12 protein-coding genes and 1 pseudogene are annotated in these 13,352 nt (G+C 71.8%); 2 read left to right on the forward strand and 11 right to left on the reverse strand.

Translation table 11 applies throughout. From position 1 onward, the window contains the following. Window positions 1-178 precede the first annotated feature (178 nt). From N801_RS09400 to N801_RS09420, 5 genes are all read right to left on the reverse strand, one after another. Window positions 179-1,225 (reverse strand): hypothetical protein, encoded by a 1,047-nt coding sequence (locus N801_RS09400; RefSeq protein ID WP_035936766.1) that lies wholly within the window; start codon window positions 1,223-1,225, stop codon window positions 179-181. 141 nt (window positions 1,226-1,366) lie between these two features. After that, entirely contained in the window at window positions 1,367-2,566 is a 1,200-nt protein-coding gene (locus N801_RS09405; protein WP_035936768.1) for a pyrophosphate--fructose-6-phosphate 1-phosphotransferase, read from the reverse strand. A gap of 118 nt (window positions 2,567-2,684) precedes the next feature. After that, window positions 2,685-3,737, reverse strand: a complete 1,053-nt coding sequence (locus N801_RS19715) for a LytR C-terminal domain-containing protein (RefSeq protein WP_052112804.1) — start codon at window positions 3,735-3,737, stop codon at window positions 2,685-2,687. 126 nt (window positions 3,738-3,863) lie between these two features. Then, window positions 3,864-4,931 (reverse strand): aspartate-semialdehyde dehydrogenase, encoded by a 1,068-nt coding sequence (locus N801_RS09415; RefSeq protein WP_035936770.1) that lies wholly within the window; start codon window positions 4,929-4,931, stop codon window positions 3,864-3,866. Between the two features lie 19 nt (window positions 4,932-4,950). Continuing rightward, a complete protein-coding gene (locus N801_RS09420) occupies window positions 4,951-6,225 on the reverse strand; it encodes an aspartate kinase (protein ID WP_035936808.1) in 1,275 nt (424 codons plus the stop codon). Window positions 6,226-6,335: 110 nt separating this feature from the next. On the opposite strand from N801_RS09420, the gene N801_RS09425 reads away from it, so the two are divergent. Together N801_RS09425 and N801_RS09430 are read left to right on the forward strand one after the other, a co-directional pair. Further along, window positions 6,336-7,307, forward strand: coding sequence for an ABC transporter ATP-binding protein (locus N801_RS09425; RefSeq protein WP_084108586.1), 972 nt, complete (start codon window positions 6,336-6,338; stop codon window positions 7,305-7,307). After that, complete coding sequence (locus tag N801_RS09430; RefSeq protein ID WP_052112805.1) at window positions 7,304-8,449, forward strand: ABC transporter permease; 1,146 nt, start codon at window positions 7,304-7,306, stop codon at window positions 8,447-8,449. Before N801_RS09425 ends, N801_RS09430 begins: the two co-directional genes overlap by 4 nt. Before the next feature lie 17 nt (window positions 8,450-8,466). Here N801_RS09430 and N801_RS09435 read toward each other — a convergent pair whose 3' ends face one another. The 6 genes and pseudogenes from N801_RS09435 to N801_RS21020 all read right to left on the reverse strand — a co-directional run. Further along, the gene (locus N801_RS09435) at window positions 8,467-10,038 is read right to left on the reverse strand and encodes a M1 family metallopeptidase (protein ID WP_084108588.1); all 1,572 of its coding nucleotides are present in this window, start codon (window positions 10,036-10,038) and stop codon (window positions 8,467-8,469) included. 106 nt (window positions 10,039-10,144) lie between these two features. Then, entirely contained in the window at window positions 10,145-10,723 is a 579-nt protein-coding gene (locus tag N801_RS09440; RefSeq protein WP_035936773.1) for a DUF5063 domain-containing protein, read from the reverse strand. Next, on the reverse strand, window positions 10,716-11,315 hold the full coding sequence (gene recR / locus N801_RS09445; RefSeq protein ID WP_035936775.1) for a recombination mediator RecR: 600 nt from the start codon (window positions 11,313-11,315) through the stop codon (window positions 10,716-10,718). Before recR ends, N801_RS09440 begins: the two co-directional genes overlap by 8 nt. Window positions 11,316-11,324: 9 nt before the next feature. After that, window positions 11,325-11,780: a hypothetical protein gene (locus tag N801_RS09450; RefSeq protein WP_156996661.1), complete on the reverse strand. Its 456-nt coding sequence runs from the start codon at window positions 11,778-11,780 to the stop codon at window positions 11,325-11,327. Window positions 11,781-11,850: 70 nt separating this feature from the next. Continuing rightward, window positions 11,851-12,534, reverse strand: coding sequence for a lysophospholipid acyltransferase family protein (locus tag N801_RS09455; RefSeq protein ID WP_035936781.1), 684 nt, complete (start codon window positions 12,532-12,534; stop codon window positions 11,851-11,853). After that, window positions 12,531-13,352: pseudogene (locus N801_RS21020) on the reverse strand (DNA polymerase III subunit gamma and tau); the annotation flags it as partial. The gene N801_RS09455 and the pseudogene N801_RS21020, both read right to left, overlap by 4 nt.

A 13,352-nucleotide genomic window follows, 5' to 3' on the forward strand; every position in this document is an offset into this window, starting at 1 on the left:
CTGGCGACAATTCTACTGAAACAATGCGCGGTTGTCGCAGCAATCCATGAGAGCGCAAAACCTTTGGCCGCCAGCGGCATTCGAGGAAGTGCGTCAATGGACGTGCCGCGTGGCTCCACGCGAAAAACTTTTGTGGGATTGGGGGAATTGGGGCACAGAAGTCCGCGAGAGGCTGGACTCACGGCCGGGGCGCGGGCGTCACGTCTCCGCCTGGGCCTGGGCCTCGGCCTGTGGCGGGCCGGCCGGGACCGGCGGCCGCGGTCGCGGCCGGGGCCGGGGTGACGGAGGCGTCCTCGGGCAGGCCGTCGGCCCAGAAGTCGAACGTCTGGGTCACCCAGAACGTCGCGAACGACAGCAGCAGGACGACCTCGACCCACAGCACCCACTCGTCCGGCGTGCCACCCCACCCGAGCTGGTCCATGACGGCGAGGACGATGGCGACCGCGAAGGTCATGGTCATGACGCCGGCGACGACGCCGTAGACCGCGGTGTAGGTCTTCGCCCCCGTGGCGTTCACCCCGTGGTCGCGGCGGGCTCGCGCCTTGCGGGCGTTGACGTAGGCCACGCCGGTGACAAGGGCGAACAGCGGCACCGCGGCGCCGAAGTGCGCGACGTCGAGGAACGAGTCGCGCGCGAGCCCGAACCAGGCGACGAACGCGACGAAGAGCCCTGCGGCGAGCGCCAGTCCGATCCTCGTGGCACGTGATGACTCGCGGCGCCTGAGCACGACGTAGGCGCCGAGCGCGACCCCGGCGACACCGAGCGCGATGAGGCTCTTGATGTTGTTGACGACCGCGGGGACGAACTCCGGGGGGACCGAGCATCGCCCGTCGGGGTCACACGGAGCACCTCCTGCACCGCGGGGGGTGGGGACGAAGGCGACGACCGGAGCCAGCATCCCGGCGATGTTGAGGGCGGTGTCCTCGAAGCCGCGGCGTCCGACGATCGCGACGAGGCTGATGCCGATGGCGACGAGCGCTCCGACGAAGACACTCCGCGCGGGCGTGTAGTAGTACGCGCTGATCGAGCCGAGCCGCCGGTTCGCCGCCTCACCCGTGAGCCGCTCGAGCCACACCGCGAGGAGGAGCAGCAGCACGAGCCCGACGAGGCTGAGGCGCAGGTAGCGGTAGGTGCGCACGGCGGCACTGGCACGCACGCTCGGGCTCGTGATCGTCCGGTCGGCGGGTGCGGACGGCGCCCCTGCCGCGTGGTTCGTCTCGGACATGGCGGTCTCCCTTCGTGACGTGGTCACCCCAGAGGAGGCGCCAGGCCCCGCGCAGATACATCACCCCCGCCTGCGTCTGCGTGGGTGGTGAGGTTTCTGACCATCGACGCAGACGCAAGCGCCGGGGGGTGCGGGTGGCGGTCAGGCCTGGCCGACGGAGGCGCGGAGCTCGCCGAACCAGGGCACCGAGACGTCGAACTTCTTGCCCCCGGCGATGCGGGGGAACTCGATGGTCCGCAGCTCGTCGCCGCGCTCCTCGTCCTCGCCCACGACCCCGGACTCGCCGCGCAGGGCCGCATCGACGGCGTGGTCGGTGCAGCGCCGGATGAGCTCGAGGTCCTCGGGCCCGGCCGCGGCCGAGCGGGAGAAGTAGCCGGACTTCTGCACCATGACCTTCTCGGCTCCGAGGCGCTCGGCGAACTGCTTGCCGAACCACGCCCCCGGGTTGACCTTGTCGAGCTGCACGTGGCCGAACGGGTCGACCGGGACGTCGAGACCGGCTGCCTCGAGCTCGGCGACGACCTCACCGACGCCGGCACCCTCGGACAGGAAGATGTTGACGCAGCCGATCTCGTCCATGACGGCCCTGAGCCGGGCGCTCTCCCCCGCCAGGTCGATCGGCGCCTCGGGCACGAAGACGGCGTGGACGTCCCAGCGGCGCGGGTCGAGCCCGATGCCGGGCAGCCACTCCTGCCCGGCCACCCAGGCGTGGTGGCGCCGTGCGGTCTCCGCCGTGAGCCAGCCGCAGTGGCGTCCCATGACCTCGTGGATGATGAGCATCCGCGGGTTCGAGGAGTGCTCGGCGAGCACGTTGCGCGCGAAGATCGCCGCCTGCTCCGCCGCGGTCCACGCACCGAGGGACTGCTTGATCGGAACGACGTCGTTGTCGATCGTCTTGGGCAGGCCGACGACGGTCAGCGGGTAGTCGTTCTCGGCGAGGTATGCCGCGAGGCCGGCCGCCGTGATGTTCGTGTCGTCGCCGCCGATGGTGTGCAGGACGTCGACACCGTCCGCGGTGAGCTGCTCCGCCGCGACGTGCAGCGGATCCTGCCCCTCCCGGACGAGCCCGCGCCTGACGCAGTCGGCGACGTTGGTGAGCTTGACCCGGCTGTTGCCGATCGGCGAGCCGCCGAACCGGTGCAGCAGCGCCGCGCCGGCCCGAACCTCGGGGGTCACCTCGACCGAGCGGCCGGTGAGCAGGCCGGCATACCCGTTCTGGTAGGCGATGATCCGGACGTCGGGCGCGATCGCGGTGTAGCGCTCGATGAGCCCGCCGACGGCGGACGAGAGGCACGGAGCGAGGCCGCCGGCGGTGAGCAGGGCAACGGTCTGGACAGGCATGGACGACAGCTCCTCGAACGAGGGGAACGGGCAGCAGCCAGTCTGTCAGTGTGGCCGCGGCCACGGTCATCGGCTGCCCGCCCCTCGGACGCCCCCGGACGGTCCCGGGCGCCCTGGGTCACTCGCAGGGACGCGACACGGTGGGTGGCGGGTCCTTGCGGACCGGTGCGGGGCGCGGCATCTCGGCGAGCGGCGTGACCTGCTCGAACTTGTTGCCGAGGACGACGTCGACGGTGAGGTTGTCCCTCGGGACCTCGCTCAGCGTGGCGCCGGGGATGTGCTTGGCGACGAGCGCGGCGGCGAGGTCTGCGTCGGGTCCGTGGCGGATCACGGCGACCGCGTCGGGCAGGAACGACCCGTCGGGGTCGTTGCCCTGCTTGCCGGGGGTGAAGCCGCGCTTCGTCAGCTCGGTGAGGGTCGTCTTGGCCAGGCCCGAGCGCCACGTCGTGTTGTAGACGTTGACGCTGAACTCCTTGAGCGACGGGGGCTTCGGCGGCGGGGCCGGGAGCATCGTCGTGAAGTCCGCGCCGAGGACGAACGAGATGGAGGTCCCGGAGCGCCCGTCGTTCTCGAGCTCGGCGCCGGCGACGGTCTGGGCGGCGAGGAGGGCGTGGTCGAGGCCCGCGGTGCCGTGGTAGATCCGGACCGGGGCCTTGACGTAGAGCGTGCGCGGCGCGGTGGAGGCGTCGGTGACGGTGAAGCCGCGACGGGTCAGGTCACGGGCGACGACGTGCGCGGCGCCGTTCTGGCCGGAGGTGTTCATGACCCGGATCTTGAAGGAGGCCGGGGCGGGGGCCGGCACGACGACGGGTGCGCACGTGGGTGGCGTCGACGTGTTCGTCATGAGACCCGTGCCGTATGCCGTCGCGATGCTGGCGGTGCCGAGCAGCACGGCCGGGATGGTGACGAAGGCGGCCAGGTGGCGGAACTGGTAGCGGCGCCACAGCTGGTCGTCGCTGAGCTCCTCCTGGTTGCGCGCCCGGACGAGGAACTCCTGGTGCACGGTGTCGCGGGTCAGGCCCAGCCCTCGACGGCCGAGGTCGCGGGCGGCGACGGCGGCGCGCACGGGCAGGGCCCGCCGACGGGTCCGCTCCTCGCTCACGACGTGGCCCTCCATGAGGTCGTCGACCCCACCCTCGGGTCGCTCCGACTCCGACATGCGTCCGAACACCGTTCCTCCTCACCCAGGTCGACGACGGTGGCTCTGAGCCGAATTGCACCACGAGTCACACAGGTCACAGGGGCAACACGCGCATTCCGTCATCGAACCGAGACCACACAGGTCGTCGGGAACCGGTCAGAGGGTGTCGGCGACGAGCTCGGCGGTCTGGAGCATGTTGAGCGCGGCGCCCTTGCGCAGGTTGTCGCCACACACGAAGAGGTCGATCGTGCGTGGGAAGTCGATGGCCTGGCGCATCCGGCCGACGAAGCGCGGGTCGGCACCGACGATGTCCACGGGAGTCGGGAAGTCGCCCTGGTCGGGGTCGTCCATGACGACGACCGCCGGCGCCTCGACGAGCGCCTGGCGGGCGCGGTCCACCGGGATCGAGCGGGCGAACGTCGCGTGCACGGACACCGAGTGCGTCGAGACGACGGGGACACGGACGCAGGTCGCGGACACCCTCAGGTCGGGAAGGCCGAGGATCTTGCGCGTCTCGTGGCGGATCTTGGACTCCTCGGAGCTCCACCCGTCACCGACGTGCGTTCCGACGAAGGGCAGGACGTTGAGCGCGAGCGGTCCGCCGAACAGGCTCGGCCCGAGCTCGTGCTCGATGGCGCGCCGCACGTCACCTGGCCTCATGCCGAGGTGGCGCTTGCCCCCGACCACGGCGATCTCGTCGTGCAGCCTGGACATCCCCGCCCGGCCCATGCCGGACGCCGCCTGGAAGCTCGTGACGACGAGCTCGGTGAGCTCCCACTGCGCGTGCAGGACGGCGAGCACGTCGATCATCGTCATGACCGTGGCCCCGGGACTCGCGATGATGCCCTTGGGCCGGTTGCTCACCTCCTCGGGGTTGATCTCCGGGACGACGAGCGGCACGAGCGGGTCGCGCCGGAAGGTCGGGCTGTTGTCGACGACCACGGCGCCACGCTCGACCGCGACACCGGCCCAGCCGGCCGAGATCTCTGGCGGGATGTCGACGACGGCGACGTCGACCCCGTCGAAGAACTCCGGGGTCAGGGCCTCGATGGTGAGCTCCTCGTCGGCCACCCGGCACACCGAGCCGACGTCCTCGGCTCCGGCCGCGAGGCGCACCTGCCCCCAGCGGTGGCGGTTGACGGGCAGGACGTCGCGCATGACGGTGCCGACGGCACCGGTCGCCCCGACGATGGCGAGGGTGGGTCCGAGCGTGGAGGCGGTCATCCGTGGCAGCCCCGACCCCTCAGCGGCCCGTGCCGGCGTGGACGACGGCCTCGCCGTCCTCCGAGTCCAGACCGAAGGCCGTGTGCACCGCCCGGACGGCCTCGTCGAGCAGCTCGCTGCGGGTGACGACGGAGATGCGGATCTCGGAGGTCGAGATCATCTCGATGTTGACGCCGGCGTCGGCGAGCGCCCGGAAGAAGGTTGCGGAGACCCCGGGGTTCGAGCGCATGCCCGCGCCGACGAGGGAGAGCTTGCCGATCTGGTCGTCGTACTGGAGCCCGGCGAAGCCGACCTGCGCCTGGATCGCCTGCAGGGCCTGCATCCCGCGCTGCCCGTCGGTCTTGGGCAGGGTGAAGGAGATGTCGGTCAGCCCGGTCTCGGTGGCGGAGACGTTCTGGACGATCATGTCGATGTTGATCTCGGCGACGGCGACGGCGTGGAAGATCTGCGCGGCCTTGCCGGTCTGGTCGGGCACACCGACGACGGTGATCTTGGCCTCGCTGAGGTCGTGAGCGACTCCGGCGATGATCGGGGCTTCCACGGCTTCTCCTTCGGGACCGGGGTGGTCCGAGACGATCGTGCCCTCCTTCGGCGTGAAGGAGGACCGGACATGGATGGGGATGTCGTAGCGGCGCGCGTACTCGACACTGCGCAGGTGCAGGACCTTGGAGCCGCTCGCGGCGAGCTCGAGCATCTCCTCGGCGGAGATGCGGGACAGCTTGCGGGCGGCCGGCACGATGCGGGGGTCGGCGGTGAAGACGCCGTCGACGTCCGTGTAGATCTCGCAGACCTCGGCGCCGAGCGCGGCGGCCAGCGCGACGGCGGTGGTGTCGGTGCCGCCGCGACCGAGGGTGGTGATCTCCTTGGTCGTCTGGCTCACCCCCTGGAAGCCGGCGACGATGACGACGTGCCCGTCCTCGAGCGCGCCGGTGATCCGGCCCGGGGTGACGTCGATGATCTTGGCCCGCCCGTGGACCCCGTCGGTGATGACGCCGGCCTGGCTGCCCGTGAACGAACGCGCGGTCAGCCCGAGGTCGTGGATGGCCATCGCGACGAGCGCCATGCTGATCCGCTCACCCGCGGTGAGGAGCATGTCGAGCTCACGCGGCGGCGGGAGCGGGCTGACGCCCTGGGCCAGGTCGAGCAGCTCGTCGGTCGTGTCCCCCATCGCCGACACGGCGACGACGACCTCGTGGCCGCCCTTGCGCGTCTCGGCGATCCGGCGCGCCACCCGCTTGATGCTCTCGGCATCGGCGAGGGAGGAGCCGCCGTACTTCTGGACGACGATCGGCACGAGGACTCCCATGCAGTGGGTCGCGAGCAGGTGGACGGCGCCGAGTCTAACGAGCGACCCGCGCAGCCGAACTCACGCCCGTATGCCGGTCGGGGCCCTACATTCGCGTCATGAGCTCCGACGACGCGCCCGTGCCACCCGGCGACGGACCCACCGGCGGGCCTCCCGGCGGTGCGGCAGGCATCGTCGTCACCGGGGTGCGGCGGGTCTTCGGCGACGTCGTCGCCGTCGACGACATCTCGCTGGTCGCCCGGCCCGGTGAGGTCACGGCCCTCATCGGACCCAACGGCGCCGGCAAGACGACTCTCATGCTCATGCTCGCCACCCTCCTCGTCCCGGACCGGGGGGCGATCACCATCGACGGCATCGACCCGGTCACCGACCCGCGAGCGGTCCGGCGCAGGATCGGCTGGATGCCCGACGGCTTCGGGACCTGGGACGCGCTCACGGTGCGCGAGGTGCTGCACACGATCGGTGCGGCATACGACCTGCCCGCGGCCGAGGCGAGGGCCCGCACCGAGGAGGTGCTGGCGCAGGTCCACCTCGGCGACCTCGCGGACCGGCGTGCCCGGGTCCTCTCGCGCGGCCAGAAGCAGCGGCTCGGGATGGCCCGGGCGCTCCTGCACCGACCCACGACCCTCATCCTCGACGAGCCGGCGTCCGGCCTCGACCCGCGAAGCCGGATCGAGCTGCGGGACCTGCTGCGCTCGCTCGCGGCCGCGGGGACGACGGTGCTCGTCTCGAGCCACATCCTCACCGAGCTCCAGGAGATGGCCGACCGGGCCGTCATCGTCGCCGGCGGCCGCACCATCGAGACGCAGGCCGTCGACGGCGCGCCCCGCGCCCTGCGCACGTGGCGAATTGCCGCCCAGGACCGGACGCGGCTGGTCGAGGCGCTCGACGCGGCCGCAGTGGTGTGGCGGGCGGCCGGGACGACGGTCGACGTCGACCTCGCCGGCGACGACGAGGCCGCCGAGCTGCTCGCCGGGCTCGCCGGGAGCGGCGCCCGGGTCACGGCCTACGCCCCCGTGCACGGGGCGATGGAAGCCGCCTACCTCGCCGCGACGGAGGAACGACGATGAGCCGGAAGCGTCTGTGGACGGTCGCCCGGCTCGAGCTCGTCCAGCGGGTCCGGACCTCGCGGTGGCCGGTCGTCCTCGGGGCATGGGTCGTCGTCATCGGCCTCGTGACGTTCGCCGCGTGGTGGGCGGTGCGCACCACCGACGTCGCGTCCGGTCCCTCGCTCTACGACGTGACGACGTTCTTCGTCCTCATGCTCGGGATGCTCATCGTGCCGAGCCTCACCGCGACCACCGTCAACGGTGACCGCGAGCACGGCGTCCTCGCGACGATGCAGACGACGCTGGTGACCTCGTGGGAGCTCGTGCTCGGCAAGCTGCTCGCGTCGTGGCTCGTCGCGATGTGCTTCCTCGCGACCGCTCTGCCCTTCCTCGCGTGGGCCTGGGCCGCCGGAGGCATCGGGTTCGGGCGGATCCTGCTCTCGCTGCTCGTCCTCACGGTCGTGCTCGCGGTCGTCGCGGCGGTGGGGCTGATGTTCTCGAGCCTCACGGCCCGACCGGTGGCCTCGGCGGTCCTCACCTACCTCAGCCTCGCGACGCTGGTCGTCGGGACGCTCATCGCCTTCCTCCTCGCCGCGGTGATCATGACCGAGGAGGTCACGGTGACCGTGCGCGGCGTGCCGGACAGCTACTGGAGCGCGGAGGTCACACCGCCGCTCGACGAGCCCCAGCCGGGTCTGCCCAGCGAGGGGTTCATCCCCCAGCCCACCGAGGACGACTGCACGACCTTCACCCGCCGTCAGTCCGTCGCGCACACCGAGCGGCTGTGGCCCCTGCTCGCCCTCAACCCGTTCGTCGTCGTCGCCGACGCCGCGCCGTCCCGGACGAGCGAGAGCAGCACGTTCGGTGGCGGCTTCACGCCGATGCGCTGGATCAGTGACGGCAGCCGCGACGCCCGCCACGGCGCCGGCGACCTCGACGCGGTGGTCGACGAGTGCGGCGACGTCATCGCGCGCACCGAGGCGGAGTCCGAGGACACGCAGCGGCAACGTGACGTGGCGGACCGGGAGCGCCGGGACGAGAACGCCGTCTGGCCGTGGGGGCTGGGCTTCCTCGTCGCCCTGGGCGTGGGCTCGGTCCTCGTCGCCGAGCGCCGGGTGAGGACGCCGGTCCGGCGGCTGCCGAGCGGCACCCGCATCGCCTGACAGCTCCGGACGGGCGCTCAGTAGCGACCGTGCGCGATGCGCCTGCCGAATGCCGAGCCCCAGGACTCCACCGCCGACGCTGCATCCTGCGAGCGTGCGTCGGGTGACCCGGAACGGGCGCCGGCGAGGCTCGTGACCTCCGGCTTCGAGCCGGTGAAGAGCCAGGCGTCGAAGAGGTCGTCGAGCTGCTGCCCCGAGACCGACTCCGCCAGCGCGATGAACTGAGCGGTCGTGCCCGTGCCGCCGCTGCGCTGCGACGCCCACTGCTTCGCGATCTCGAAGAAGTCCGCGTCGCCGACCCGGTTGCGCAGCACCTGCAGGGTCAGTCCACCACGCAGGTAGACCGGCTCGCCGAAGAGGTCGTCGGCGGGTGGCTCCCCGATGACGAACGCCCAGAAGGGGTCGTCGTCGGGAATCACTGCGAGGTAGAAGTCGAGGGCGTCCTGTGGCGTGAAGAAGCCCTCGTGCTCAGCCCACAGCCACTCGGCGTAGGTGGCCCAGCCCTCATTGAGCCAGATGTCCTGCCACTGCTCGAGGGCGACGTCGTCGCCGTACCACTGGTGGGCGAGCTCGTGAGCGACGACCGCGTCGCCGCCGTCCGGCCAGAAGTACTTGGAGTACACCGGGCGGGTCTGGGTCTCGAGCGCGAAGAACAGGTCGTCCTGGTCGTCGACGATGGCGCCGACCGTGGAGAACGGGTACGGGCCGAAGGCGGCGGACAGCACGTCGAGGACCTCACCCTGACGGGACAACGAGCTGTCGATGGCCGGGCCCAGCACCGGATCGTCGAGGAGGTCCGGGTCCACGGCGTCGTAGACGGGGAGGCCGGACGGGGTGCTCCACTGCCGCACGTCCCACTCCCCGATGTCGATCGTCGCGAGGTAGCTCGCCATCGGCTCGGGAGCGTCCCAGTCGAAGGTCGTCCGACCGTTCGCGGACCGCTCGCCCACGAGGAACCCGTTGGCGACGACACCGAGGCCGTCGGGAACGGTGACGTGGAAGGTGTATGCCGCCTTGTCCCGCGGGTGGTCGTTGACCGGGAACCATCCGGCTGCGACGTCCGGCTGCCCGGCCACGGTGGCGCCGTCATCGGTCGCCATGAAACCCGTCCGCAGCTCGAAACCCTCGAGCGGGATGACGAACTCCTTGGGTACACCGGAGTACGACGTGACGATCGTCATCGGCGAGCCGGCCCGCACCTTCTGCCGTGGGACGACGACGAGCTCGGCGCCGTCCCTGGTCCACCCGGCAGGCTTGCCGCCGACGGTGAGGCTCGTGATCGTCATGCCGTCGAAGTCGAGGTTGAAGCGGTAGAGGTCTGCGGTCGCCACGGCCTCGATCGTCGAGGTGGCTGACCACACGTCGGTGGCCGGGTCGTAGCTCCCGGCGATGTCGTAGTGCCGGACGTCGTACCCGCCGTTCCCGGCGAGGGGGTAGTAGACGTCACCGACGCCGGGGGTCCCGGCGGTGAACCGTCCGTTCTTCCCGCCGGAGTCATCGGCGCCGGCGAGGGGGGCGCCGACCGCGAGGGCTGCGGTGACAGCGGTGGCGGCCACCGCGGACAACAGGGATCTGGTGTGTTCTGCCATGAGATGACCTCTCCGATGAGGTCGCGCCGGGTGGCGCGGCGGCACTCAACGCTACTCGCGTCCGCGGCCGCGCACGGGCGGTTCAGGGCAGATCCGAGACCGTTCGTCAGGGGTGGAGCGCGTCGAACTCGGCCTCGGCGACGGCGTCCGCGTCGGCGTCGAGCCGGATGTGCGCGAGCAGAGCCTGGATGACGCGCAGCGCACTCGCCGCGCGCTCGCCCCAGTCGGAGAGGTAGCTGAACTGCCACCACCACAGCGCCTCGAGCACCCGGCCCTCCTCGTGGTGGCGCAGCCCGTGGGCGAGCGCCGACGCGACGACGGTGAGGTCGTTGGCGAGCGAGCCCCGCGTGAGCTCGGGGTCTGTCACGGGGTCGACGACGTCGGCATAGTCGTCGAGACCCTCGAAGAGGTTGGTGAGGCTCTCGCGCAACGGGTCCAGCTCGACGTCCGGCCCGGGGTCCACCTCGTAGCGGTCCTCCGGGATGACGTCCTCGATCGCACCGAGCCGGGCCCCCATGACGAGGACCTGCGAGAGCGCCAGCAGGCTGAGCGGCAGGGCAGCCGACGGGTTGGCGCCGGACGCGATGTCGGTGACCGTCGCGAGGTAGGTGCGCGACTCGTCGGCCGAGTCGTCTGCGAGCGCGCGCAGGTCCGCCAGCCGGTCGTCGACCTCCTGGTCAGGCATCGAGCAACCTCCGTCCCTCGAACGCGCGGCCGAGCGTGACCTCGTCGGCGTACTCGAGGTCGCCGCCGACGGGCAGGCCCGACGCGAGCCGGGTGACGCGGATGTTCATCCCCTTGAGGAAGCGTGCGAGGTAGCTCGCCGTCGCCTCGCCCTCGAGGTTGGGGTCGGTCGCGATGATGACCTCGGTGACCTCGCTGCTCGCGAGGCGGGCCATCAGCTCACGGAAGGTGAGGTCGTCCGGGCCGATGCCGTCGATGGGGCTGATCGCGCCGCCGAGCACGTGGTAGCGCCCACGGAACTCCCGGGTGCGCTCGATGGCGACGACGTCCTTGGGCTCCTCGACGACGCAGATGCTGCTGAGGTCGCGGCGGCTGTCGGCACAGATCCGGCACTGCTCGGACTCGGCGATGTTGAAGCAGATCGTGCAGAAGCGGACCTTGGCCTTGACCTGGGTGAGCGCGTCGGTGAGGCGCTGCACGTCCACGGCGTCGGACTGGAGCAGGTGGAAGGCGATGCGCTGGGCGCTCTTGGGACCGACGCCCGGGAGTCGGCCGAGTTCGTCGATGAGGTCCTGCACTGCGCCTTCGTACACACCCCGAGCCTAGGCCACCGATCGCTCGGCAGGCTCCACCCGCGGGGAGGGATCGCGTGCGACCAGGAGTCCGGCGGAGCCGAGCACGAGGAGGGCCACCGACGGCAGCAGCAGCGGGGACCTCCACGGCTCGAAGGCGCCGTAGCCCTGCACGGCGACCGCCACCGCGGCGGCGAGCGGGATTCCTGTCGCGATCTCGACGAGGGCCAAGACGCGCCACTCGGAGAGCGGACGACCGCTGCCCAGGTGTCGCAGCGCCCGAAGTGCCCTCCGGGTGAAGGCCAGGGCTGCCAGTCCCAGCACCACCCCGGGCAGCGCGACCACTCCCCCGAGGCCGGCATAGGGGCGCGTCCCTGCATGGATCATCACGGCTGCGACCACCAGGGCCCCCGCGCCAGCGACCACGTGGCCCAGGCCGACCAGCCGCACCACGGTCGCGCGCTGACGCCGTTCGGCAGGTCTCATGCCCTCAGTGAAGCGGAGGACGGACGGTGCCGCCATGAGCGCTCGGCCCCAGATCGGGGCGATCGTGCGCTCAGTCGTCGGGGTCGGCGCTCGGCGGGCGCTCGTTGTAGGTGTCGGCCCGCTCCTGACCGGTGAGGGCGGCGATCGCGTCCATGACGTCGTCGGTCAGCTGGCGACGGGCGCGACCGGCGGGCAGGCCGGCATACGCCGACGGCTGGATCGGGGTCCCGAAGGCGACCGTCACGTCCGCGAGCCGCAGGCCACGCGCCCCGACGGGCTGGACCTTGTCGGTGCCGATGAGCCCCACGGGCACGACGGGGACCCCGGCGGTGAGGGCGAGGAACGCGACCCCGGTGCGGCCGCGGTAGAGACGGCCGTCACGTGAGCGGGTGCCCTCGGGGTAGACGCCGAAGGCCTTGCCGGCGCGCAGCACCTCGAGCGCCAGGTCGAGCGAGGCCTGGGCACCGCGCGAGTCGTCACGGTCGAGCGGGATCGCGTCACCGGCCTCCATGAAGCCCCGGACGAAACGGCCGCGGAGCCCGGTTCCGGTGAAGTACTCCTGCTTGGCGAGGAAGGAGACCTTGCGGGGGGCGGCCACCGGGATCGCGAAGCTGTCGATGAAGGAGAGGTGGTTGCTCGCGAGGAGGACGCCACCCTCTCTGGGGACGTTGTCCTTGCCGAGGATCGTCGGCCGCCACACCGCGTGGGCGAGCGACATCGTGAGGGTGCGCCCGACCCAGTAGTAGGTGCTCATGCGTCCTCTTCGTGGATGACCTTCCCGCCGAGGACACGTTCGACGACGGGGACACCGATCTCGCCCAGGCCCTCGATGTCCTCATCATCCTCGCTGATCGCGGAGTCGTCGGCGACCGGCGTCTCATCCGGGTCGGGCTCGGCGGCGACGGCCACCTTGGCGCGCGCGAACGGGCTCGTCGGCTCGGTCGGCCCGCTCGTCTCGGCGGTCGCCCAGGCGGGGGCGGTGGGTCCGCCGCCGCTGCCGCCCCACTCCGCCTGCGTCGTGGGCGGCTGGCTCGGGACGTATGCCGCCTGCTCGCCTCCGCGACCCGGCTCGCCGTCCCGGTCCGGCTGGCCCTGGGAGCGAGGGTCCTGGCCCGCGCCGGAAGGTCGCTGGCTCGACGGCGCGCGTGAGGGCGGGGTGGCCGGCTCGGGGGTCGGGGCGGGGCGGTTGGGGTCGATCGTCTGGACGCCGGCGGGTCCGCCGAGCGAGGAGCCGTCGGCGGGCACCCCCTCGACCCGGGCGTCGATGCCGAGGACGTCGATGAGCGCCTGCTGGACGTAGGTCGCGTGCGGGCCGCGGCGGAAGGTGTTGGCCAGCCCGGTCGTGGCGATGCCGAGGAGGAGCCGCTCGCCGTCGTAGTCGAGCACCTGTGCGTGCTCGGAGACGAACGTCCAGGTCGTGCGCCGCAGCTCGAAGACCTTCGCGAGGACGTCGGGCCAGGACCGACGGATCGCCGCGGTGTCGAGGCCGCCGGGGCGGGCCGGCGGAGCGGGAGGTGCGGCAGGAGCGGCAGAAGCGGCAGAAGCGGCAGGGGCGGCAGGGGCGGCAGGGGC

This window comes from Knoellia aerolata DSM 18566 (assembly GCF_000768695.1).
Lineage (GTDB): Bacteria > Actinomycetota > Actinomycetes > Actinomycetales > Dermatophilaceae > Knoellia > Knoellia aerolata.

Coding starts and splice junctions, on each gene's coding strand:
- N801_RS09440 (WP_035936773.1), bottom strand. CDS start 10,723: ATGCCTGACCAGGAGGTCGACGACCGGCTGGCGGACCTGCGCGCGCTC.
- N801_RS09405 (WP_035936768.1), bottom strand. CDS start 2,566: ATGCCTGTCCAGACCGTTGCCCTGCTCACCGCCGGCGGCCTCGCTCCG.
- N801_RS09400 (WP_035936766.1), bottom strand. CDS start 1,225: ATGTCCGAGACGAACCACGCGGCAGGGGCGCCGTCCGCACCCGCCGAC.
- N801_RS09455 (WP_035936781.1), bottom strand. CDS start 12,534: ATGAGCACCTACTACTGGGTCGGGCGCACCCTCACGATGTCGCTCGCC.
- N801_RS09425 (WP_084108586.1), top strand. CDS start 6,336: ATGAGCTCCGACGACGCGCCCGTGCCACCCGGCGACGGACCCACCGGC.
- N801_RS09450 (WP_156996661.1), bottom strand. CDS start 11,780: ATGAGACCTGCCGAACGGCGTCAGCGCGCGACCGTGGTGCGGCTGGTC.
- N801_RS09430 (WP_052112805.1), top strand. CDS start 7,304: ATGAGCCGGAAGCGTCTGTGGACGGTCGCCCGGCTCGAGCTCGTCCAG.
- N801_RS09415 (WP_035936770.1), bottom strand. CDS start 4,931: ATGACCGCCTCCACGCTCGGACCCACCCTCGCCATCGTCGGGGCGACC.
- N801_RS09435 (WP_084108588.1), bottom strand. CDS start 10,038: ATGGCAGAACACACCAGATCCCTGTTGTCCGCGGTGGCCGCCACCGCT.